At 65.3% G+C, this 23,483-nt stretch carries 17 protein-coding genes and 4 pseudogenes; 10 read left to right on the top strand and 11 right to left on the bottom strand.

All coding sequences use genetic code 11. The features are described 5' to 3' along the window. From QZ213_RS06425 to trpB, 6 genes and pseudogenes are all read left to right on the top strand, one after another. Positions 1 to 196: pseudogene (locus QZ213_RS06425) on the top strand (30S ribosomal protein S1); the annotation flags it as partial. Between the two features lie 336 nt (positions 197 to 532). Beyond that, on the top strand, positions 533 to 1,513 hold the full coding sequence (gene sppA, locus QZ213_RS06420; RefSeq protein WP_291685225.1) for a signal peptide peptidase SppA: 981 nt from the start codon (positions 533 to 535) through the stop codon (positions 1,511 to 1,513). Between the two features lie 171 nt (positions 1,514 to 1,684). Continuing rightward, entirely contained in the window at positions 1,685 to 1,990 is a 306-nt protein-coding gene (locus QZ213_RS06415; protein WP_291685224.1) for an integration host factor subunit beta, read from the top strand. Positions 1,991 to 2,081: 91 nt separating this feature from the next. Then, the gene (locus tag QZ213_RS06410; RefSeq protein ID WP_291685223.1) at positions 2,082 to 2,474 is read left to right on the top strand and encodes a LapA family protein; all 393 of its coding nucleotides are present in this window, start codon (positions 2,082 to 2,084) and stop codon (positions 2,472 to 2,474) included. Positions 2,475 to 2,541: 67 nt separating this feature from the next. Beyond that, positions 2,542 to 3,201, top strand: a complete 660-nt coding sequence (locus QZ213_RS06405; RefSeq protein WP_291685222.1) for a phosphoribosylanthranilate isomerase — start codon at positions 2,542 to 2,544, stop codon at positions 3,199 to 3,201. Beyond that, positions 3,198 to 4,415 carry a tryptophan synthase subunit beta gene (gene trpB, locus QZ213_RS06400; RefSeq protein ID WP_291685221.1) on the top strand — a complete coding sequence of 406 codons (1,218 nt, stop codon included), beginning with the start codon at positions 3,198 to 3,200 and terminating at the stop codon, positions 4,413 to 4,415. Before QZ213_RS06405 ends, trpB begins: the two co-directional genes overlap by 4 nt. A gap of 82 nt (positions 4,416 to 4,497) precedes the next feature. Here trpB and QZ213_RS06395 read toward each other — a convergent pair whose 3' ends face one another. Beyond that, a complete protein-coding gene (locus QZ213_RS06395; protein WP_291685220.1) occupies positions 4,498 to 4,842 on the bottom strand; it encodes an endonuclease domain-containing protein in 345 nt (114 codons plus the stop codon). 72 nt (positions 4,843 to 4,914) lie between these two features. Here QZ213_RS06395 and trpA point away from each other — a divergent pair, with 72 nt between their 5' ends. The 4 genes and pseudogenes from trpA to QZ213_RS06375 all read left to right on the top strand — a co-directional run. Continuing rightward, positions 4,915 to 5,751, top strand: coding sequence for a tryptophan synthase subunit alpha (trpA, locus tag QZ213_RS06390; RefSeq protein ID WP_291685219.1), 837 nt, complete (start codon positions 4,915 to 4,917; stop codon positions 5,749 to 5,751). A gap of 113 nt (positions 5,752 to 5,864) precedes the next feature. Next, positions 5,865 to 6,806: an acetyl-CoA carboxylase, carboxyltransferase subunit beta gene (gene accD / locus QZ213_RS06385; RefSeq protein ID WP_291685218.1), complete on the top strand. Its 942-nt coding sequence runs from the start codon at positions 5,865 to 5,867 to the stop codon at positions 6,804 to 6,806. Next, positions 6,803 to 8,146 (top strand): folylpolyglutamate synthase/dihydrofolate synthase family protein, encoded by a 1,344-nt coding sequence (locus QZ213_RS06380; RefSeq protein WP_291685217.1) that lies wholly within the window; start codon positions 6,803 to 6,805, stop codon positions 8,144 to 8,146. The genes accD and QZ213_RS06380 overlap by 4 nt, the downstream gene beginning before the upstream one ends. A gap of 50 nt (positions 8,147 to 8,196) precedes the next feature. Next, positions 8,197 to 8,274 (top strand): annotated as a pseudogene (locus QZ213_RS06375) (metallophosphoesterase); the annotation flags it as partial. 62 nt (positions 8,275 to 8,336) lie between these two features. Here QZ213_RS06375 and trxA read toward each other — a convergent pair. From trxA to QZ213_RS06325, 10 genes and pseudogenes are all read right to left on the bottom strand, one after another. After that, entirely contained in the window at positions 8,337 to 8,657 is a 321-nt protein-coding gene (gene trxA / locus QZ213_RS06370) for a thioredoxin (protein ID WP_291567524.1), read from the bottom strand. A 68-nt stretch (positions 8,658 to 8,725) separates the two neighbouring features. After that, positions 8,726 to 12,230: pseudogene (gene addA / locus QZ213_RS06365) on the bottom strand (double-strand break repair helicase AddA). After that, positions 12,224 to 15,370 (bottom strand): double-strand break repair protein AddB, encoded by a 3,147-nt coding sequence (addB, locus tag QZ213_RS06360; protein ID WP_291685216.1) that lies wholly within the window; start codon positions 15,368 to 15,370, stop codon positions 12,224 to 12,226. The pseudogene addA and the gene addB overlap by 7 nt, the downstream one beginning before the upstream one ends. Before the next feature lie 177 nt (positions 15,371 to 15,547). After that, positions 15,548 to 16,270, bottom strand: coding sequence for a nucleotidyltransferase family protein (locus QZ213_RS06355; RefSeq protein WP_291685215.1), 723 nt, complete (start codon positions 16,268 to 16,270; stop codon positions 15,548 to 15,550). A 127-nt stretch (positions 16,271 to 16,397) separates the two neighbouring features. After that, entirely contained in the window at positions 16,398 to 16,724 is a 327-nt protein-coding gene (locus tag QZ213_RS06350) for a PilZ domain-containing protein (RefSeq protein ID WP_291685214.1), read from the bottom strand. A gap of 78 nt (positions 16,725 to 16,802) precedes the next feature. Then, positions 16,803 to 18,341, bottom strand: coding sequence for a tRNA (adenosine(37)-N6)-threonylcarbamoyltransferase complex ATPase subunit type 1 TsaE (gene tsaE, locus QZ213_RS06345; protein WP_291685213.1), 1,539 nt, complete (start codon positions 18,339 to 18,341; stop codon positions 16,803 to 16,805). After that, complete coding sequence (locus QZ213_RS06340; RefSeq protein ID WP_291685212.1) at positions 18,338 to 20,851, bottom strand: PAS domain-containing sensor histidine kinase; 2,514 nt, start codon at positions 20,849 to 20,851, stop codon at positions 18,338 to 18,340. Before QZ213_RS06340 ends, tsaE begins: the two co-directional genes overlap by 4 nt. Positions 20,852 to 21,143: 292 nt before the next feature. Next, entirely contained in the window at positions 21,144 to 21,602 is a 459-nt protein-coding gene (dut, locus tag QZ213_RS06335) for a dUTP diphosphatase (protein ID WP_291685211.1), read from the bottom strand. Next, positions 21,599 to 23,035 carry a bifunctional phosphopantothenoylcysteine decarboxylase/phosphopantothenate--cysteine ligase CoaBC gene (gene coaBC, locus QZ213_RS06330; RefSeq protein ID WP_291685210.1) on the bottom strand — a complete coding sequence of 479 codons (1,437 nt, stop codon included), beginning with the start codon at positions 23,033 to 23,035 and terminating at the stop codon, positions 21,599 to 21,601. Before coaBC ends, dut begins: the two co-directional genes overlap by 4 nt. 55 nt (positions 23,036 to 23,090) lie before the next feature. Further along, positions 23,091 to 23,483 (bottom strand): annotated as a pseudogene (locus QZ213_RS06325) (ubiquinone biosynthesis protein UbiB); the annotation flags it as partial.

The following is a 23,483-nucleotide window of genomic DNA, read 5'->3' as shown; positions in this document are numbered from 1 at the left end:
GCGTTTCGCCGTCGGCGAAAAGGTCGATGCGCGGGTGATCCAGTTCGACAAGAAGGCCCGCAAGGTGCAGGTCTCGATCAAGGCGCTGGAAGTCGCCGAAGAGAAGGAGGCCATCGCGCAGTACGGCTCCTCCGATTCGGGGGCGACGCTGGGCGACATTCTCGGCACCGCGCTCAAGCAGCGCACCGACAAGTAAGCCTCGCGCTTACCGGTCTCAAACAAACGGGCCCCGGTTTTTACCGGGGCCTTTTTTGTTAACTGCGTGCGCTTCTTTTCCTTCCCCCCTTGTGAGAGAAGGTGGCACGGACGAAGTCCGGGCCGGATGAGGGGTCCTTCTCCGCGGATACAGACCCCTCACCCGTCACGAACGCGCTGCGCGCGTCCGCGTTACCCTCTCCCACAAGGGGAGAGGGGCAGAGGGCCTTGTTTTCTTCATATTGCATCGCAATTGATGTAATCAGGACACGGCATATTAGCGCTGTGCAGCGAAAAACCGTGCGATTCCCTCACAGCCGCTTCCGGGAGATTTTCGATGTCGCTTGATTCAGACGTGATCGTCGATCGCCGCAGGATCCGCCGCAAGCTGACCTTCTGGCGGGTGACGGCCGCGGTGGTCGCCATCGCCGCGATCGTCGCGGTTGGCGTGATCGCGAGCCCGGCCGGACGCGGCTCATTCACGACGTCCGGTTCGATTGCGCGCATCCATATCGACGGCCTGATCCGCAGCGACAATGACCGCGTCGAGGCGCTGGAGCGGCTGGAGAATTCGCGCGCCGCCGCCGTCGTCGTGCATATCAATTCGCCCGGCGGCACCACGGCCGGCTCCGAGCAGCTCTACGACGCGCTGACGCGCCTGAAGGCGAAGAAGCCGCTGGTGGTGGTGGTCGATGGGCTGGCGGCATCGGGCGGCTACATCACGGCGATTGCGGCCGATCACATCATAGCCCAGCAGACCTCGCTGGTCGGTTCCATCGGCGTGCTGTTTCAGTTTCCCAATTTCACCGAGTTGCTGAAGACTGTCGGCGTCAAGGTCGAGGAAGTGAAGTCTTCACCGCTGAAAGCGGCCCCCAACGGCTTCGAGCCGACCAGTCCGGAAGCGCGCGCGGCGCTGGATTCGCTGGTCAGGGATTCCTATGCGTGGTTTCGCGGCATGGTGAAGGAGCGGCGCGGCATGGACGACGCATTGCTCGAAAAAGTCGCAGACGGGCGCGTCTTCACCGGCCACCAGGCGGTCGATCTCAAGCTTATCGACGAGCTCGGTGACGAGAAGGCGGCGGTGGCCTGGCTGGTCGCGCAGAAGGGCGTCAAGGCCGGCCTTCCGGTACGCGACTACAAGCTGTCGCCGCGGTTCGGCGACCTGACTTTCCTGCGGACGGCGGCTTCGATTACGCTGGATGCGCTCGGCCTCAACGGGATTGCGCGGCAGATCGAGCAGGCCGGCGTCGTGCAGGCGGTCGATCGCCTGAGCCTCGACGGCCTGCTGGCGCTGTGGCAACCCGCGGGCACGAATTGAGCGGCAAAGTCCGGTTTCCGTCCCTTCTCCCGCATTGCGGGTATTGGCACAATCCGGGTTTCGGCCCTTTGTCACGCTTTTTTTGGGTCACCCAAATTTGATTTAGCGTCTTGACAGATCAAGGCATTTTCACGGAAATGCGTATCCGCACGCTCCCGGATCCCAGTCTCGATGATCAAATCCGAACTTGTTCAGCGTATCGCCGAGCACAACCCGCATCTTTACCAGCGGGATGTCGAGAACATTGTGAACGCGATTCTCGATGAGATCGTCGCGGCGCTGGCGCGCGGCGACCGGGTCGAACTGCGCGGCTTCGGCGCGTTCTCGGTCAAGCACCGTCCGGCGCGCGCGGGGCGCAATCCGCGTACCGGCGCGCATGTGCCGGTCGATCAGAAGAGCGTCCCGTTCTTCAAGACGGGTAAGGAAATGCGTGAACGGCTGAACCGCGAAGACGGCGCGCCGGATAGCGGCGCCTGAAACGCATCCTTGATCGCGCGCCATCTGGCCGCGGAATCCGCACGTTTTCGGACGACGCGCCATCAGGTCTTTCAGCAACGGAAGAGGGATCATGCGCAAGTTTTTGACCGCCGTCGTGCTGATCCCGCTGGGCCTGATCTTCGTCGTGTTCGCGGTCGCCAACCGGCATTTCGTGACGGTGTCGTTCGATCCGTTCAATTCGACCGATCCCTCGATCGCGATCGCGCTGCCGCTGTTCGTCGTCATCATCGCGGTGGCGATGGTGGGCGTGGTGGCGGGCGGCACCGCGACCTGGTTCCGGCAGCGCCATTGGCGCCGCGCCGCGCGCCAGCACGAGGCCGATGCGCGGGCGGCACGGGCGCAACTGGCCAATCTGCGCGGCAGCGCGACGGCCTCGCGGTACGATCAGCAGCGCCTTCCGGCCCCGTCGCAGGGCGGCTTTTATGGGCCCGGCGGGCGAGACAAGCAGGGCGCGACGTTGTAGAACGCGGCCCACAGGCGCATCGGCCTTTCCGGCCCGTCGCCACAGCTCTAACCCATATTTTTGAAGCATGTCCCTGATCGTCAAAATTTGCGGCCTGTCCACGCGCGAAACGCTCGACGTCGCGCTGGATGCCGGCGCGGACATGGTCGGGTTCGTGTTCTTTCCGCCGTCGCCCCGGCACTTGAGCCTCGGGATGGCGCGTGACCTAGGCAAGCAGGCTAAACGCCGGGCGTCCAAGGTCGCGCTCACGGTCGATGCCGACGATCTGACGCTCGCCAATATCGTGGAGGCGCTGCAGCCGGATCTGCTGCAATTGCACGGCAAGGAAACCGTGGCGCGGCTGCGCGACATCAAGCAGAAATTCGGATTGCCTGTGATGAAGGCGATCGCGGTCGAGGCCTCGGCCGATCTCGCGACACTGCCGGGTTACGCCGACGCCGCCGACCGCATCCTGTTCGATGCCCGCGCACCGAAGGAAGCCACCCGTCCCGGCGGCCTAGGGGCGGTGTTCGACTGGCATCTGCTGGAGAAGCTGGACCTCCGACTGCCGTTCATGGTCTCGGGCGGCCTCCATGCCCAGAATGTCGCGGAAGCCGTGCGTGTCACCCGCGCCGGCGGCGTCGATGTTTCCTCGGGCGTGGAGAGCATGCCCGGCGTCAAGGATCCCGAAATGATCCGCGCCTTCATCCGCGCGGCGCGCGCAACAGAAGAGCTGATGGTTCGATGAGTCTCGCCAAACCCAATTCCTTCCGCAGCGGTCCCGACGAGCGCGGGCATTTCGGCATATTCGGCGGCCGCTTCGTCGCGGAAACGCTGATGCCGCTGATCCTCGATCTGGAGCAGGCTTACGCCGACGCCAAGGCCGATCCGGCGTTTCAGGCCGAAATGAACGGCTATCTCAAGCACTATGTCGGCCGGCCGTCGCCACTTTATTTCGCCGAGCGCCTGACCGAGCACCTCGGCGGTGCGAAGATCTATTTCAAGCGCGAGGAGCTCAACCATACCGGCTCGCACAAGGTCAACAACGTGCTCGGCCAGATCATGGTGGCGCGGCGGATGGGCAAGAAGCGCATCATCGCCGAGACCGGCGCCGGCCAGCATGGCGTCGCCACCGCGACGCTGTGCGCGCGGTTCGGGCTCGAATGTTTCGTCTATATGGGCGCGGTCGATGTCGAGCGGCAGCAGGCCAACGTCATCCGCATGGAAATGCTGGGCGCCAAGGTGATCCCGGTGCAGTCGGGTTCGCGCACGCTGAAGGATGCGATGAACGACGCGCTGCGCGACTGGGTCACCAACGTGCATAATACGTTCTACTGCATCGGCACGGTCGCCGGCCCGCATCCCTATCCGATGATGGTGCGCGACTTCCAGTCGGTGATCGGGATCGAAACCCGCGCGCAGATGCAGGAGGCAGAAGGCCGCCTGCCGGATTCGCTTGTCGCCTGCATCGGCGGCGGCTCCAACGCGATGGGGCTGTTTCATCCCTTCCTCGACGATCCCGGCATCGAGATCTTCGGCGTCGAAGCGGCGGGCCATGGGCTGACGCAATTGCATGCCGCTTCGATCGCCGGCGGCCGGCCCGGCGTGCTGCACGGCAACCGCACGTATTTGCTGATGGACGATGACGGCCAGATCCAGGACGCGCATTCGATCTCGGCGGGGCTGGATTATCCCGGCATCGGGCCGGAGCATTCCTGGCTGCACGAAACCGGCCGGGTGACGTATCTCTCCGCGACCGACGACGAGGCGCTGGCGGCGTTTCAATTGCTGTCGCGGCTGGAAGGCATCATTCCGGCGCTGGAGCCGGCGCATGCCATCGCCAGGGTGATGGATCTCGCGCCGAAACGACCGCGGGATCATCTGATGGTCGTCAATCTCTCCGGCCGCGGCGACAAGGATATTCCGCAGGTGGCGGATATTTTGCGGGTGAAAAAGAAGTGACCATTGCCCGCGCCATCTTCCTTCACCTCTCCCCGTCGGGGAGAGGTCGGCTGCGCAGCAGCCGGGTGAGGGGTCTTTCCGCTCAATCTTGTCTCAACGTGCTTTCGATCATTTCGAGAACCCCTTCCAGATTTTCGTACACGTCGGTGTTAGTGACGCGCAGGACAAGGAAGCCGCAGGCCTCTAGTACGGCAGAACGGCCTTTGTCTCTCGCAATCTCTGATGGCTCAGAGTGCGTAACGCCGTCAACTTCGACAATCAGCTTGCCGTCGAGTGTTACGAAATCGACGACATACCGGTCGATCGGGTGTTGGCGGCGAAATTTCCAACGCGCCAGCCGCCTGTTGCGCAGTGCCTGCCAAAGCTTGGCTTCGGCGCTTGTTTGTGAGGCGCGCAGCGTTCGTGATCTAGCCTTGAACTTGTCCATCCCCCTCACCCGGCTGCTACGCAGCCGACCTCTCCCCGACGGGGAGAGGTATAGCATACCGAATGCCTTCGCATGACCACCCGCATCGACGCACGCTTCGCTGAACTAAAGAAACAGGGCCGCTCCGCCTTCATCACCTTCCTGATGGCGGGCGATCCCGATCCCGCGACCTCGCTCGAAATCATCAAGGCGTTGCCGAAGGCGGGCGCCGACATCATCGAGATCGGCATGCCCTTCACCGATCCGATGGCGGACGGCCCGGCGATCCAGGCGGCGGGCCTGCGTGCGCTGAAGGCCGGCATGACGCTGAAGAAGACGCTCGCGATGGTCCGCGGGTTTCGCAAAGGCGATGACGCCACGCCGCTGGTGCTGATGGGTTATTACAATCCGATCTACATCTATGGTGTCGACAAGTTTCTGGTCGATGCGAAATCCGCTGGTGTCGACGGGCTGATCATCGTCGACCTGCCGCCGGAGGAAGACACCGAATTGTGCCTGCCGGCGCTGCAGGCGGGGCTGAACTTCATCCGGCTGGCGACGCCCACCACCGACGACAAGCGGCTGCCCGCGGTGCTCGCCAACACTTCCGGCTTTGTCTACTACGTCTCGATCACCGGCATCACCGGAAGCGCCAGCGCCGATTCCGGCGCCGTTGGCGAGGCCGTCGCCCGCATCAAGCGGCATACCAAATTGCCGGTTTGCGTCGGCTTCGGCATCCGCACGCCGGACGCTGCCCGCGCCATCGCAGAGAATGCCGACGGCGCGGTGGTCGGCACCGCGCTGGTCGACGCTTTGCGCGCCAGCCTCGATGCCGAAAACCGCGCGACCGCCAAAACCGTCGATGCGGTGGCGGACCTGGTTTCCTCGCTGGCGCAGGGCGTCCGGGGCGCCAAACAGGCTGCGGAATAGGCCACAATTTCACTGGAAATACACGGCAAACGGCGGCTTGCCGGGAATGGCCCGGGCCGCCATATACCTACAGCGCTATCAAGAGGCGATTCGATCGCCATTCGGAGCGAACCATGAATTGGCTCACCAACGTCGTCCGGCCGAAGATCCGCAACATCCTGCGCCGCGAGACGCCGGAGAACCTGTGGATCAAATGCCCGGATTCCGGGCAGCTCGTGTTCTACAAGGACGTCGAGGCCAACCAGTTCGTCATTCCCGGCTCGAACTACCACATGCGTATGGGCGCGGTGGCGCGGCTGAAATCGGTCTTCGACAACGAGACCTGGTTCGACGTGGCGCTGCCCGAGGTGTCGGCCGATCCCCTGAAATTCCGCGACGAGCGAAAATACGCCGACCGCATCAAGGATGCCCGCGCCCGCACCGGGCTGAACGACGCCATCAAGGTCGGTTACGGCAAGCTCGAGGGCGCCGCCGTCGTGATCGCGGTGCAGGATTTCGATTTCATGGGCGGCTCGCTCGGCATGGCGGCGGGCGAAGCGATCGTGCGCGGGCTGGAGCTCGCGGTCGAGAAGAAATCGCCGTTTATCGTGTTCGCGGCCTCCGGCGGCGCCCGCATGCAGGAAGGCATTTTATCACTGATGCAGATGCCGCGAACCACGGTCGGCATCCAGATGCTGCGTGAGGCCAAACAGCCCTACATCGTGGTGCTGACCAATCCGACCACCGGCGGCGTTACCGCCTCCTATGCCATGCTCGGCGACGTGCAGATCGCCGAGCCCGGCGCGCTGATCGGCTTCGCCGGCGCCCGCGTGATCGAACAGACCATCCGCGAGAAATTGCCGGAGGGCTTTCAGCGCGCCGAATATCTGAAAGACCATGGCATGGTCGACATGGTCGTGCATCGCCACGATCTGCGCCCGACGCTCGCCCGGCTGTGCCGGTTGCTGACGAAATCGCCGGCGCTGGAAACCACCTCGAAGCCCGCCGCCCCGGTCACCGCTCCCGCCCAGATCTTGTCGGGCGCGGATGTGGTTCCGGCAGCAACCCACGCGTGAACGCGCCCGCGGCCAGGCGAGACCAGCCGCTCGGCGAATTGATCGCGCGGCTGTCCGCCCTGCATCCCGAGCGGATCGAACTCGGCCTGGAGCGGATGCAGCGGCTCCTGGAGCGGCTCGACCATCCCGAACGCAAACTGCCGCCGGTCATCCACGTCGCGGGCACCAATGGCAAGGGTTCCACCGTCGCCTATCTGCGCGCCATTCTGGAAGCCGCAGGCCTGCGCGTGCATGTCTACACCTCGCCCTCGCTGGTGCGGATCAACGAACGCTTTCGCCTCGGCCAACCCGGCGGCGGAATCCTCGTCGGCGATGACGAACTCTACGCCGCGCTCCAGCATTGCGAGCGGGCCAATGCGGGCGCGCCGATCACCATTTTTGAAATCGAGACCGCGGCGGCGTTCTGTCTGTTTGCGCAGCATCCGGCCGATGTGCTGCTGCTGGAAGTTGGCCTCGGCGGGCGACTTGATGCCACCAACATGATCGATGCCCCGCTCGCGACCGTGATTGCGCCCATCAGCATGGATCACACCGAGTTTCTCGGGGACACGCTGACGGCGGTCGCCCGCGAAAAGGCCGGGATCATCAAGCGCGGCGTGCCGGTGATTTGCGCGGAGCAGCCGCCCGAGGCGATTGCCGTGATCGAGCAGGACGCCAGGCGCCTGCGCGCGCCGCTTCACGCCGCCGGCGAGGGCTGGCACGTCAATGTCGAGCGCGGGCGCCTGGTTTATCAGGACGAGCGCGGCCTGATGGATCTGCCGGCGCCAAAACTGTTCGGACGGCATCAGTTCGACAATGCCGGCCTCGCGATTGCGACGCTGCGTGCGCAAGACCGGTTCAGGGTCGGACCGGCCGCGTTCGAGGCCGGCATCGTCAACGCCGAATGGCCGGCGCGGATGCAGCGTCTGGCGTCGGGCGCGCTGCTGGATCATGCGCCGCAGGGCTGCGAGATCTGGCTCGACGGCGGACACAATGCCGAAGGCGGGCGCGTCGCCGCCGCGGCGCTCGGCGATCTCGAAGAGCGGGTATCGCGTCCGCTGGTCGTCATCGCCGGCATGATGGCCAACAAGGATGCGAACGCGTTTCTCGCCAATTTCGCCGGACTGACCCGCCACATCATCGCGGTGCAGATACCGGACAACGACAATGCGATGCCGCCGGACCGGCTCGCCGACGCCGCGCGTGCGCTAGGCATGCGCGTGGAAACCGCCGAAACCGTCGAAGCCGCGTTGCGCGCACTCGCGCGCCTCGCCTACGAAGTGCCGCCGCGCATCCTGATCACGGGCTCGCTCTATCTCGCCGGCCACGTTCTCGCCGCCAACGGCACACCGCCGGGATAAGCCTGAACATGCGCTTTGCCGCAATTGCCGATGTCCACGGAAACTATCTCGAAGCGATGGCGGCCCTGGCGCGTCGCAACGGCCAGCCTGAACGGGCTTCGGCGCTGGCGACGGGCTGGATCCGGTAAGCGCAAAACAAGACGGCCGGCTATTCGCCGGCCGTCTCAATCACATCAGTGCGGGTCGCCGATCACACCGCGGCAGTAATCCACTGCTGCAGCTTCTGCTTCGGCGCGGCGCCGACCTGGCGGGAGGCCATCTCGCCGCCCTTGAAGATCATCAGGGTCGGGATCGACATCACGCCGTATTTCGAGGCCGTCTTGGGGCTCTCGTCGACGTTCAGCTTCACGATCTTGACCTTGTCGCCCATCGCGCCGGAAATCTCGTCGAGCGCGGGCGCGATCATACGGCAGGGGCCGCACCATTCGGCCCAGAAATCGACCACGACCGGGCCGGTCGCCTTGAGTACTTCGGCTTCGAAATCGGCGTCAGAAACCTTGCCAACGGCCATCGGAATACCTCGTTCAGTTCGGTAAGGATGCGGCCTTGAAGAATCGCCGCCGGGATCATGCAGCCAACCTATGAACGGGTTGTTGCCGGGTCAAGCTTGCTCGTCCCCGCGGAAACCGGATGCCAGTTCGGCGTCCAGCGCGGGAGCCGAAATCTCCATCAATTCAGGGGTTTCGGTCCAAAGTAATGCCGCCCGGACCGGCAATTGGGGATAAAGCTTCCCCAGCACCGCCCGGTAGAGGCCGAGCTGCCGGACATACCCCCTCGGCGCCGCCGCTGACAGGCTCGGCGGGGCGTGGTTGGTCTTGAAATCGACGATCAGCACCTCGCTTCGGCTCACCACCAACCGGTCGATTTGCCCGGAAACCAGCGCCGGTGGCAGCCCCGGCCGCTCCAGCCGCCCGACGATCGAGACCTCGGCGCGGCTGCCATCGCCAAATACCGGCGCGAAACGGCTATCCCTGATCAGGGCCAGCACGGCTTCCGCCAGCGTCTCCCGCTCGCCGTCGCTCCAGCCGTCCGCGTTGCGGACCAGGTATTTCAGCGCGGCGTCGCGGCGCCGCTCGGTCGCGAGATCGGGCAGCGATTGCAGCAGCCGGTGCACCAGCGTGCCGCGCCGAAGCGCGCGTGCGCGCAGCTCGATGGATTCGCCGGTTCGGACGCGATGATTGTCGTCCGCGGCCGGATCGGAAGGCCGCAGCAGGCCGTCGGCGGCGGCTTCCGGCGGCGCTGACGTCAGCAACCACGACGGCAGTTCGATCGGAGCGGCGGTCGCCGCAGCCGCGGCAGTACCTATGGCAGGAGCGGCATCCTCGATCCCTGAGTAGCGTTTTATCGGGCCATCCGGCGTCTCGATGGTCTCTTCGCGCAATCCGGAATTGGAAAGGCCCTTGACGATCAGATCGTACCAGGAGTGTTTGCGCACCGTATTCATGTTGCCCGGCATGCAGCCGCCGACGACCAGGCGATCGGCCGCGCGCGTCATCGCCACGTAAAGCAAGCGGCGATACTCGTCCTCGGTCTCGCCCAGCATCGCCGTGCGCGCCGCGCCGACGACGGCCGGGTCGTCGGCCTTCCTGCCGGCCCAGACCACGACGCCGTCAGGCAGATGAATCAGCTTGAGGCGTTGGGTATCCGAGGGCGACGACGTCGTGTCCACCAGAAACACCACCGACGATTCCAGCCCCTTGGCGCCGTGCACGGTCATGACGCGGACTTCGTCGCGCGAAATTTCCATGTCGCGCTTGACCTCCAGGTCGGCCGCGCGCAGCCACGCCACAAAACCCTGCAACGAAGCCGGCGCCTTGCGCTCATAGCCCAGCGCAAGCTCGAGGAATTCGTCGAGCGCGTCATTGGCCTCGTGGCCGAGCCGCCGCAGGATCCGCGCGCGGCCGCCATCGCCGCCAAGCAGCCAGGCGTAGAACGCAAACGGCGTCTCGGCCTCGAAACGGCGCTCGCATCGCCGCAAGCGATCGAGCGCGTCCATGAATTTACCATTGCCGGTGGCGTGATCGTTCAACGCGCTCCGCAGCGATCCCTTGCGCTGCCATGCCAGTTCGAAGAGATCGTCATCGGTCAGTCCGAACAGCGGGCTTTTCAGCGCCACCGCCAGCGCCAGATCGGCCTGCGGCAATAGCAACGCGTCCGCAAGATTCATCAGGTCGATGATTGCAATATGTTCGGTCAGTTTCAGCCGGTCGGCGCCGGCGACGGGAACGCCTGCGTGCTTCAGCGCCTGGATGACCGCATCGAAGGCGTTGCCGCGCCGCCGCACCAGCACCAGCATGTCGCCATAGCGCAACGGGCGGCGCTTGCCGGCACTGCCGGTCATGGTGCCGCTGTCGACCAGCCGCTTGATCTCGGCCTGAATGCGCCGGGCGAGTTTTACCTCCGGGCTGGTCTGCGACAGGCCGTCGAACGGCGCGCGCCAGCCTTCGATGTCTTGCTTGCCGTCCGGCTGCCGCAATTCCCAGAGCTCGATCAGGCTCGGCCCGGCGTCGGTGAGGGAATTGTGGATGGGATAGCCGGTCTCCACCGAATGGATGCTGCGGTAGATATCCGCTTCACGAAACACGTGGTCAACCGATTGCAGGATCGCGGCGCCGGAACGGAACGAATAGGTGAACGACACCGGATCGAATTTCAGTCCTGCATCGGTAAATTTTCGTTCCAGAGATCTGCGTCGGGCGTCGAATTCGCGGGGCGCTGCGCCCTGGAACGAAAAGATCGACTGCTTCTCGTCGCCCACCGCGAAGACCGTGCGCACCACGCCGTCGCGCGCGCCTTCGCCCGTGGTGAACTCGGAGATGATATGGGCGACGATGTCCCATTGCCGGGGACTGGTGTCCTGCGCCTCGTCGATCAGCACGTGATCGACGCCGCGGTCCAGCTTGTAATGCACCCAGCCGGAGGACACCCGGTCCAGCATGGCGAGCGTCTTGTCGATCAGATCATCATAATCGAGCAGCCCGCGCTCCTGCTTCTCGCGGCGATAATTTGCCGCCGCCGCGGTGGCGATCGCGAGCAGCGCCCGCGTGCGGTCCCGCGTCGTTATCGCCCGACGCCGCTCGATCAGGGGACCGATGCGGCCGCTTTCCAGATCGAACAGGCGCGCGATGGCCGGATTGTTGTCACAGAACTTTTTCGTCACCACGGTCTTGCGTGGGCTGCGTTCATCGGTGAGGAACACGCCAAGATATTTTTCGATCTGTTCGCTGCCGGTAAATATCAGCGCCTCGCGCAAGCGCGCGGCCTGCTCCTGGTCGGACTTGCTGCCGGTGTAGAGGATGGAGGCGACTTCGTTCCAGCGCGATCTCGGCAGATGCGGTCCGTCGACCATCTCGCGCTCGACGTCCTCGATATAGTCGCTCGCGTCGATGCCGAGTGCGGCCGACACCTGCACTCCCGCGGCCCCGACGCTGCCGGCGGCATCGGTCCATGCCATGAAGTGATCGCGGCTGAGGCACGCCTCGCGCACCACATCCTTGAAGGTGACGTCGGCCGCACTCGCCATCGCGATATTGAGGGCGCGGCCGGTCTCGCTGTCGGGATCGCGGGAGGCTTCGAGCAGCACCTTGAGGTTGGCGCGCTCCATCATCTCGTTCTGGTCGCGCTCGTCGATCACGGCAAACCGCGCCGGCACGTTGGCCTCGAACGGAAACTGCTGCAGCAGCCGCGTGCACAGCGCGTGGATGGTCTGCACCTTCAGGCCGCCCGGCGTTTCCAGCGCGCAGGCGAACAGCTTTCGCGCCGCCATCCGCAGGCGCATGTCGGGGCGCGCGATGCCTGCCTCGCGAATCGCGTCGTCGAGCGCGGCATCGTCGAGGGTCACCCAATGGCCAAGCGTGGTGAACACCCGCTCCGCCATATTGGCGGCGGCGGCCTTGGTGAAGGTGATGCAGAGGATTTTTTCAGGTTGCACACCGTCGAGCAGCAGCCTTATCACGCGTTGCACCAGCACATGGGTCTTGCCCGACCCGGCATTGGCCGAGACGAACGCGGAAGATGCGGGATCCGAAGCGCGCGCCTGCGTGGCGCGGACCGCCGATGGAATCGGGCGCGGCGCGCTTACCATTCTTCCAACCCCAATCCGCCGGCCGCCGACCATTCCTTGATCCGGGCAAGATCGTCGTAGCTGCCGTAGCGGTTCGACCACATCGACAGATTGAGCGAGGTGTAGGCCTGATCTTCATTCTCGTAGGCGCGGATCAGCGCTTCGAGTTTCCTGCGCGCCTCGTCGGCGGCCTCGTCGGGCAATTGCGGCGTATCGCCCTGCTTGATCTTGAGCTCGAGCGGCTTCTGTTCTCCCGGCGGATTGTTGCCGGAAAGCCTGACATAGCCGATCTCGCTGACGCAGCTGTCCGCGGCGATGCCTTCAAACCCGCCTTCCCGCAGGATCGCCGCCTCCAGCGTGAGCTGTGGCGACAGCCCCATGCGCACCTGCTTGCCGGTCGGCGGCGCTCCGGTCTTGTAATCGAGGATCGCAAAGGTGCCGTCATGGCGTCGCTCGATCCGGTCGGCACGCGCCGACAAGACAAAGATGCGCGCATTGTCGAGGCGGATCGGGATTTCGCCGCGGATCTCGGCGTCGATGCGAGCGATGTCGCCTCGCCGGGCGATTTCCCAATCCGAGAACCATCGGGCGATCCGCTGGAAGCGCGGCCACCACAGCGCGCGCGCCTCGGGCCGCTCCATCAGCGGGGCAAAATATTTCTCGCCGATGCTTCGCAGGGAGCCTGCGGGATCGCGCGGCAGCGAGGTTGCAAAGACTTGCGTGAATTCGCCGAGCGCATCGTGGATCGCCGAACCGCGATCGGCGGCCGACAGCGGCATGTCGACGGGATCGAGCGGGTTGAGCCGCAAAATATATTTGGCGTAGATAGTGTAGGGATCGCGCAGCCAGTCCTCGATCGCGGTCACCGACAGTTTTAGGGGGCGCGTCGCGCGCGGCGGCTTCGGCGCAGGCTGCGGGATCGGCTCGACCTTGTCGGGGCGATCCAGTTCACTGGCAAAACGCGCATATTTCTCGCCGGCTGCGACCGCGGCGATCCAGCGATCCTCGCCCGCGACCGCTTCCAGCCGATGCAGGAAGCGCGAGGCCACCGCGGGCGCGCCGCCGACCTTGGCGGCATGACTGAGGATGACATCGCCGGCGCCGAGCAGCTGGGCAAAATCGTGCGCGGAAAGGCCGATGCGCCGCTCCGGCAGATCGAGGCCGAGTTCGTGCCGCATCGGCCGGCTCAGCCAGGGATCGATGCGCGGCGCCGGCGGCCAGACGCCTTCAACCAACCCGCCGATGATGACGCGGTCGGATTGGGTCAGCCGCGCTTCCAGCGGGCCGTAAATCTTCAGATGAACGTTGGTCTGCTCCGGCCGCCGCACCATGCGGTCGGCAAAGGCAGTCTGGAACACTTCCGGGTAATCGCCGAGCTCGACCAAGAGGCCGCTTCGCGATTTGCCGCCGAGCAAATCGTCGAAGGCGGAGGCAAGCGCCGACCCCGGCTGGCCCTCGAAGGCGAGCGCCGCGCCATGCTCATCGCGCGACAGCTCCATCAGCAGGTCGCGGTGGCGTATGGCCATCTCAGCAAAGTCGTGGGGTTTTCCAGGCTTGAGACTTTCGAGCGGCGCGAGCGCCGCCTTTAGCTTGGCGATCAGCGCTTGCGCCCGATCGAGTTGCTCGTCCCGGAGCCGGGTTCTTGGCTCCGCAGCATGCAGCGAAGACGTCTCGCCGCGCCGGAGTTTGCCAAGCTCGTCACGGAAACGATCAAAATCGTGCGCCAGGCCGCCGCTTGCCGCCTGCGGCCGCGTGCCGCGCAACAGCGCCAGTTCGAGCGTCTCGACGGCGTCCTTGAACGCGCCCGCCGCGCCGCCAAGCCGGCACAGCGGATGCTTCAACAGCGCCAGCAGGGTTGGTGGCTCGAGCCCGTTTGCCGCCGCCTCCGCCGCCAGCCGCGCGAAAATGCCCGCCGGCGTGTCCATCAGCGCATCGCCGCCGGAGTCGTCGTAGGCAAGATTCCAGCGGCCGAGGGCTGCGATCACCCGCCGCGCCAATGCGCGATCCGGCGTCACCAGCGCCGCCGATTTATTCAGATGCCGCGCCTCGCGCATCGCCACCGCGATCGCCAGCGCCTCCATCTCGGGATTGTCGGCAGCGATCACGGCGAGGTTTTTCATGGCGCCCGAGATCTTCTCGATGATGTCGGGCTCGGCCAGCCGCCGGTGCCATTGCGCTGTCGCGTTGGACGGCCGCATTGCCTCCGACGCCAGCACTTCGCGCCCATCCGCCGCGGTTTGTCCCAAAACTTCGACGTCGCCGCGCTTGAGGCCAAATCGCTGCAACAGCGCATGCATCGCGTATTGCGGATGGTTGGACGAGGGAGGCGAGGTGAACTTGCCTTGCGCGTCCTTTGTGCCGCCGATCGTCTGCCAGGCTTCCTCGTCGAGATCGGTGTCGAGCCCCGGCAGCACCACCGCGCCGTTTGGCAGATTTGCAACGGCGTGGAGAAATTTTGCGGTCGCCGGCATCGAGCCGGTCGAACCCGCCGCGATCACCGGACCGTCGTGATACGTGCCGAGCCGTTTGGCCTCCGCCGCGATCAAGAGGTCCCTCCGCGCCGCCGGCTCGATCTTGCCGATTTCCTGCAAATGCGCCGGCCACGCCAGACGCGCGATCCGAAGGAATTCCAGCGAGTGCTGCCAATATTGGTCGAGCTGGTCCGGCACCAGCCCGTCCAGCGCCTCCCAGCCGACGCCGCGCGTCACCATGTCGTCCATCAGCCGCGCCAGATCGCCGGCCAGCGCCAGCGTCGAAGCCGGGCCGCCGACCACCAGCGGCGCCAATACTGGACCTTTGGCCCAGGCCGCGACCAACGTTGCCAATGTGAGCCTGCGATCGAGTTCGCCGAGCTTCGGCGGGATATCCAGCGGCGCCGCGCCGCCATATTGTTCGGCCTCTTCCGCGAACCCCAGTTCGTCCTCGTCGATGTCGCCGAGCGCGACAATGCGCGGCAGCACCGCGGCGTCCGCTTTCAGCTCGTCGAGAAAGATTTCCCGCGCCATGCGGCCGGCGCGCCGGGTCGGCAGATAGAGCGTCGCCTGCGCGAGTTTCTCCGGATGGCTCCGCGCCTCGAAGCCCGCGACCAGCCGGCCATCGACCAATGCTGCGATGACGGTGCGCAAGAACGGCGCGGATAATGGAACGCTGAAAACGCGCATGGGCTGCCTGATTCGAAGATCAGGGTGCATCATGGCATGGGCGAATTTCGGGTGCGATTTTTAATTCGTCTACGAATCGTCATGCGCGGGCTTGACCCGCGCATCCGTCTTCAAAAAGCACTTTTCGAAAAGGATGGATTGCCGGGTCAAGCCCGGCAATGACGGCAACCGCGCCGGCTAGGCCACGCTTTCGAGAAACGCCTCTTCCGCCGCGCCGACGGCGTCGGGGGTTCCGACATGCATCCACACGCCGTCGAGCCGCAAGCCGAACAGCCGCTCCTGCTCGTTGGCGCGGTCGAACATTTGGGTCAGCGAAAACTCGCCCGCCGGCGCATCGGCGAACAGCGACGGCGACATGATCGCGGCACCGGCATAGACGAAGGGAACCACTTGGTGTTCCCTGCGCTTGCGCAGCGCGCCGTCCGGCAGCATGGAGTAGTCGCCGCGGCCGCCATAGCCGATGCTGCTCGTGGTCGGCGCCATCAACAACAGGATATCCATGCGCGAAGGCTCGAAGGCCTCGGCGAGCCGCGTCAGATTGGGCCGCACGCCGTCGATCCACATGGTGTCGGAATTGACATGGAAGAACGGCTCAGGGCCGAGCAAGGGCAGCGCCTTGACGACGCCGCCGCCGGTGCCGAGCACCTGGTCGCGCTCGTCCGAGATGATTACGCGCGGCCTTGTCCGCGAGGCGGTGTGCGCGATGATCTGGTCGGGCAGATAGTGCACATTGACGACGGCCTCGCTGACGCCGGCGTCGGCGAGCTTGTCGAGCACATGATCGAGCAGCGGGCGTCCCGCCACGGGCACCAGCGGCTTCGGCATCTTGTCCGTCAACGGGCGCATGCGCACGCCGAGGCCGGCGGCGAGGACCATGGCTTTGGTAGGTTTGACGGACATTTTACAGGCTTCTCGAACCGCTGTTTCTTCGATTCACAAAATCATATCACGGCGATTCGGGGCGCGCATCGATCGTCGATGCCATAGCCGTCCCAGATGACGGTTGTGCGACCAGCCGACGGCCGGATCAGGCTTCCGCATCCTGTCCCGAGCGTCTGGCGGACTTTTTCTTCTTTTCGCCCGTTTTCAGGAAATTGACGCCGATCTGGTCGCCATTGACCCATGACAGTTCGCAGCGGCGATAGGCGAGACCCGTGGACGACAACAGCAGGAAGAATTCCTTGAGATGCAGCCCCTCGACGGAGCCTTCGACCGTCAGTTTCGCGCCGGTCTCGGAAACGTCTTCCATGGTGCATTCGCGCCGCCATGTGCCGTCGATGCCCATCATGTGCGCCGGGAAGCCGCGTTCGAATGTGACGCGCTCACCCATGCGCCGTTGTTCTGTCGTCGCCATTGACCTGCTCCAGCCCTCAAAGCAACCGCGCCCTGCGCTTAAGGGCAGGGTCCGGCGCGCAGAGTAAGGGCAGGGCGGCTAACAAGCGGTAAATGACGGTACCGGGGGAGGGACGTTGGCGGCGTACCATTCGCGGGCCGGCGCAAGCCCGGGGTGGGCCAGTGAACGACCGAGATAGGTCCAGATCCGGGGCTGATGGCGCAGATATTGCGGCTTGCCGTCGCGCCGGTTGAGCCGCGCAAAGGTGCCGAGCAGCCGCGTGTTGCGCTGCGCCGACATGATCGCATAGAGCTCGGCGAAACCGGCCGGGTCGAAGCCCTGGTCGGCGGCGAGCCGTGCCTTGATGTAGCGCGTCAGCAATGCGAGCTCGAGCTGTTCGGGCACGTCGATCCGCGCGTCCTGCAGCAGCGACACCAGATCGTAGGCGGCCGGGCCCAGTACCGCGTCCTGGAAGTCGATGAGGCCGACCTTCGCGATGCCCTGGCGTTCGCCGAGCCAGATCAGATTGGGCGAATGGAAGTCCCGCAGCACCCAGGTCCTGGGAGCGGATGCAGCCTTGCTCAGGAGATCGCGCCACATCGCGACGAATTCGCTGCGCAGGCTTTCGGTCAGTTCGCGCCCGCGGTCCGGCAGATACCATTCCGGCATCAGTCCGACCTCGACCAATAACGCGTCGGTGTCGAAAATCGGAATGGTGTAGCTGAGCTGTGGCGCCAGCGGCAGGACCTCGGGCAATGCTTCGCGGTGCAGCACCGCCAGCATGTCGGTTGCGGCCTCATAGCGCTCGGCGATCGGTGCGGGCGGATCGCCTTCGACAAAGCCTTCGCTGCCGAAATCCTCGGTGATCAGGAATCCCGCATCGAGATCGGCGTGATGGACCGCGGGCGCCGAGAAGCCGCGCTCGCGCAGGCCGCCGGCGACAGCGACAAACGGCTTGACGTCCTCGGCCAGATGCACAGCGGCACTGTACGATTTGCCGTCATAGATCGCAGGTCCGTCGGGACGCCGCGGCGAGTTCATCAGGATGACGACGCCGTCGTCGCGGACGAGCCGCGCATAGGAACGCGTCGATGCGTCGCCGGCCATGCGCAGGCGTTTGGCCTCGGTATAGCCGGCGCCGTCGAGAAACTGCCGCAGCGCTTGAAGCCTTGCGACCTGGGCTGCGGCCTTGCCGTGACCCGTGATCTCGGCGGCGCGCGCGGTTGATCCGAGCGCCGGACGATGGCTCAGCGCGATGTCGATGCGGTCGGCAGGCAGCGCCGACGGCGCGCGCTCCGGCCATTCGATCAGCGCCACCGTGCCCTCAGGCAGCGGCGACAGGCCGATCTCCTCCAGTTCGGTGGGATCGTTGATGCGATAGAGATCTGCGTGCAGCAGCGGGAAAGCCGGCAGGTCGTAAGCCTGGACCAGCGTGAAAGTCGGGCTTGGAACCTCCAGCGCGTCGTCGCCGGCGAGATACCGGATCATTGCCCGCGCCGCCGCGGTCTTGCCGGCGCCGAGGTCGCCGGACAAGGTGATGACGTCGCCGGGGCCGATCAGCAGAGCGAGATCGGCCATCAGATGCGCGGTCGCGGCCTCGGTCGATAACGCCAGCGAGAATGTCGTGGGAGCGTTCATTCCGCGGCGTTGCGATGCGCGGCCTGATCGATCGGGAAGTCGCAGGTCACGCTCGTGCCATTGCCGACGACCGAATCGACCCGCACCTTGCCTCCGTGCAGTTCGACAAAGGAGCGCACCAGCGACAGGCCGAGGCCGGCGCCGCGGTGCCGCGAGCCGTGCGAGTGGCTTTCGAACCAGTCGAATACCTTGTCCTTGACGTCGGGCGGAATGCCCGGACCGGAATCGGTCACGGTGAACACGACGCTGTGCTCGGTCCGCCGGGCGCTGAGGCCGACGGCCGCGTCCTGCGGCGAGAATCCCACGGCATTGGCCAACAGATTATACAGCACCTGCACCACGCGGCGCTCGTCGCCGACAAAGCTGCCGATATTTGGATCGACATCGACCTTGAGCTGGATGCGGTCGGTCGCGAGCCGGTCCTGGATGCCTTCGGCGGCGGCCTCGATGGTCTTGCGGATGTCGATCGAGCCCAGATTCAGCGACATCGCGCCGGCGTCGATGGTCGCGAGATCGAGGATATTATTGATGATCGCCAGCAGGGCGTTGGTCGAAGTCGTGATGTAGCCGAGATACTCGGCCTGCTTGGGCGTCAGCGGGCCGGTGACGGGGTCACTCAGGAAATGCGCGAAACCGATGATGGTGGTCAGCGGGGAGCGCAGTTCGTAGGACACGTGGTGGACGAAATCGACCTTCATCTGGTCGGCGGTCTCCAGCGCCTCGTTGCGCTCGCGCAGTGCGCGCTCGACGTTCTCGGTGTCGGTGATGTCCTGGAAGGTCAGCATGGTGGCGCCGTCGGGCAACGGCATGGTCATGCAGTCCAGCACGCTGCCGTCCTTGCGCTCCAGCTTCAGCGGCACCTCGACCCGGTTCTCGATCCTTGTAATCGCCTCGCGGAGGGCCAGCCAGGTCTCGGCGTCGTCGAACAACGGCTTGCACCAGGTCTCCACCGTCTCGATATGCGGCTGCTCGCGCATCGCGTCGGGCGACAGCTTCCACATCCTGGCGAAGGCCGGATTGAACAATTGGGCGCGGCCATTGCTGCCGAACACCGCGACCGCTTCGGCCAGGTTGTCGAGCGTTTCACGCTGGACCCGGATCAGGCCGTCGAAGCGCCGGGCAAGCTCGAGGCTTTCGGTGACGTCGTCGAACAGATAGGTGACGCCGCCTTCCGGGTTCGGCGTGGTGACGACGCTGACCGCGCGGCCATCGGGGAGATACCAGGTATCCTTGGTCGGCTCGACCGCGCGATAGGCCTCGTGCAGCTTGGCCTTCCAGGCCCGGAAATCCGGCTGTTCGGGAACCTTGCGCGCGGCGCGCAGCCGGTCGAGCACGCTGGAATCGTCGGGGCTGCCGTCGAGAAAGGTGCGGTCGAGGTCCCATAGCCGGCGATAGGAATCATTGTAGAACGCCAGCCGCCGCTGGCCGTCGAACACGGCCACGCCCGAGGACAGCTGATCGAGCGTGCGGCGATGCGCCTCCGCCATCCGCACCAGCGCCGCGCGCAGGCCGCTGGCCTCGCTGGCGTCGATGGCGATGCCGGCGCTTCCGGCGTGGAGAGCCAGCGCATGGACGTCATAGACACGGCGCTCGCCGCCGACGACGATCGGCAGCCGTGCGGTGAAGGCCGAGTTGCCGCTCAGCGACCGGTTGACGTCGTCGCGCTGGTCGCTTTCGAGCAGTTCGAGGTTGCGATGGATCGCATCGGCGACATCCGTGGCCTCGGTGGCCTTCACGTAGGCCGCGTTGGCATAGCGAAGCTGGCCTTGTGCGCTCTTGGCCCAGATCGGCCATGGCACGGCAGCCGCGAAATCGCGCAACAGCTCGCTTTCCTCTTGCAGCGTCTTGTAGCGGAGATTCGATTCCGCCAGTTCCCGGCGGACGCCGCCGAGTTCGCGAATCCGCACAATGGCCTGGCCGCCGATGGCGCGACCCATGGCTTCGATCGCGCGTCCGTTCGAGGTCGACAGATTGAGCAGAAAGCCTTCGCCGGCCTCGCGCAGCGCGTCGACCGCGTGATCCATCTGCAGTGCCGGTTCCGGCGGCAGCCAGGTGCCGAAGGCGAGGAGGCGCTGCGGCTGCTGGGTCTCCTGCGGCATCAGCAGCGAAGTGTCGCCGGTGATTTCCGGGCGATTGTCGCCTGCCGCCCATGAAATCAGGATCTGCGGCTCCGCGAACAACAGCGCCCGGAAACGGTCGGCCTGGACCTGCAATTCCCCGATATCGGCGAGCAGCCGCGCCTCGCTTCTTGCGGCGCGGATACGGGTGCGCATCAGGAGTATCGCCGCCAGCACGGAGAAGCCGAGCAGCGCCAGCGCCGTGGTCAGTACGGCGAATTCCTGGCGATTGAGATCGAGTGGAGCCGAGTTCGCCTCCAGCAACGACGAATCGCCGGCATAGACCTGTGTGATGCCCCCGAATCCCGCGGCGGCAAGTGCGATCAGGCCGTTACGTGCCAGCGATGTGCACGACAGCAAGGTCCGACGCATCGTACCGATCACGCCCGACATATTTGCCCCAAGCCGTACGACTTTGCGCCCGGCGACCACGCATGAGCCGCCAAAGTGTGAGCGGTTTGGCGGCAAGATCATGCGTCCTTCAAAAAATCAGAGCGCGATCAGACGCAAAACCGGTAGCCCACTCTTGCTGATCGTGCTCCGTGCGCGAATCGGGAGACAATATCCCCTTCGGGAGTCCGTGGGTAAGAGTCCAGACCGTGAACGCGAATTCCGGTGCAGAAAAATGCGGGATTAAACTTCATCGGAACGATTTTTATGAAACTCGATGCGCTATTTACGCGAATTAGCGGCCGGTCGAGCCGAAGCCGCCACTGCCGCGCTCGGTCGCCGACAGTGAAATCACGGGAACCAGGTCCGCCCGGACCACGGATGCGATCACCATCTGCGCGATGCGCTCACCGCGGCGAATCTCAAACGGCGCAGCGCCATGGTTGATCAGGAGCACGCCGATCTCGCCGCGATAGTCGGCGTCGACGGTGCCCGGCGAATTCAGCACGGTGACGCCGTGCTTCGCTGCAAGCCCGGAACGCGGACGGACCTGCGCCTCATAGCCCGGCGGCAGTGCGATTGTCAGCGCAGTCGGCACCAGCGCGTGCTTTCCGGGTGCCAAGACCAGCGGCGATCCTTCGGGAACCGCGGCCAGCAGGTCGAGGCCCGCGGCGTGGGCGCTCTGATAGGCCGGCAGCGGCAGGCCCTCGCCATGCGGCAACTGCCTGATATCGATTTTAACGTTTGAGCTCACGAGGCTTTTCCGATGGTTTCGGCGATGCGTGCCACCAGGGCAGTGGCGACTTCCTCCTTGGTCATGACCGGCCAGGAGTCCACATGGATTTCCGCGCCGTCGCGGGTCAGGAGATGAACGGTGTTGCGGTCGCCGCCCATCACGCCGGTCGCGGGCGAAACATCATTGGCGACGATCCAGTCGCAGCCCTTGCGGGCGAATTTTGCCTTGGCGTTGTCGATCAGATGTTCGGTTTCGGCGGCAAAGCCGATCACCAGCGGCGGCCGCTGGTCCTTCAGCTTCGAAATCGTCGCCAGGATGTCGGGATTTTCGACGAGCTGCAGCGGGGGCATGCCGGCGGCAGTCTTTTTCAGCTTCTGCTCGCCTTCAGTGGCGACGCGCCAGTCGGCCACCGCGGCGGCGAAGATCGCGATATCCGCCGGCAATGCGGCTTCCACCTGGCGCAGCATGTCGCGCGCGGATTCCACATGCTTCACGGTGACATCAGGGGGGTCGTCGAGATCGACCGGGCCGGAGACCAGGGTGACGTCGGCGCCGGCAGCCTGCGCCGCCGCGGCAATGGCAAATCCCTGTTTGCCCGAGGAGCGGTTGGCGATGTAGCGCACCGGATCGATCGGCTCATGCGTCGGCCCCGCGGTGATGAGGACGCGCTTTCCCTTGAGCGGACGCGGTCGCGGCGGCCGCAGCAGGCGCTCGGCGGCGGCCGCGATTTCCAATGGCTCCGCCATGCGGCCGACCCCGGCTTCGCCGGCTTCGGCCATTTCACCGGCATTGGGGCCGATCATGACGGTGCCGTCGCGCTGCAGCTGCGCGACATTGCGGCGGGTGGCGGCATTGTTCCACATCAGCGGGTTCATCGCCGGCGCCAGCAGAATCGGGCGGTTGGTCGCGAGCAGAATGGCGCTGGCGAGGTCGTCGGCATGGCCATTGGCCATCTTCGCCATCAGGTCCGCGGTCGCCGGTGCCACCACGATCAGATCGCAGTCGCGTGCGAGGCGAATATGGCCGGCGTCGAACTCGCTCTCGGGGTCGAACAGATCGGTGTAGACGCGCTCATGCGCCAGCGCCGAGGCCGACAGCGGCGTGACGAATTGCTGCGCCGCCCTGGTCAGCACGCAGCGGACGCGCGTGTTGCGTTCCTTGAGCCGCCGAACCAGGTCCAGCGCCTTGTAGGCGGCGATACCGCCGCCGATGATCAGGGTGACGCGGGCCTGATCCAGCGCACCGGCGCGCCCGGGAGCGCGGGAGAGCTCATCTGCGGGTGATGGAGAGCGCTGCGAGGGGGTGGTGGCGAACTCGAAGGGCCGACCCTGCATGATCTCACCCAGGATTACCCGGACTTCCTCCTCCACCGAGCGTCCGTTCTTGGCCGAACGGAGCCGCAGATAGACTTTGATGGCCTCATCGAGCTTTCGGATGGTCAGGCTGGCCATGGGTGCTTCCGAGGAGATATGAGCGCAATGCTAGCACATCATGCATGCATTGCAATCACAATTGCCGAACGGCAAACAGGATCGCGATAAAGGTCGCAGCGATGATCCAGAGCGCCAGCGTGCGCCAGCGGCTCTTGCGGCCCTCGGTCCGGCCCATTGCCGCGATCGTCTCCGGCGACAGCGTGAGGCCTTCCCGAGTCATGGTCTCCAACTGCTCCAGCACGGCGACCGACCGCGCCGCGATCGTCGGCAGGCCGGCCAGTACCCGGCCGAGATCGCCGGCACCGGCCATCGCGCCCTGGATGCGCCCTACCGGGCCCAGATTGCGCTCGATCCATTCGCGCACCACGGGATCGGCGATCTTCCAGATGTCGAGTTTCGGGTCGAAGCTGCGCGCCACGCCCTCGACCACCACCATGGTCTTCTGCAGCAGGATCAGCTCCGGGCG

This window comes from Bradyrhizobium sp. (genome assembly GCF_017881085.1).
GTDB lineage: Bacteria > Pseudomonadota > Alphaproteobacteria > Rhizobiales > Xanthobacteraceae > Bradyrhizobium.
The sequence above is the reverse complement of the archived record's forward strand: the minus strand, read 5'-3'. Positions and strand labels throughout refer to the sequence as shown.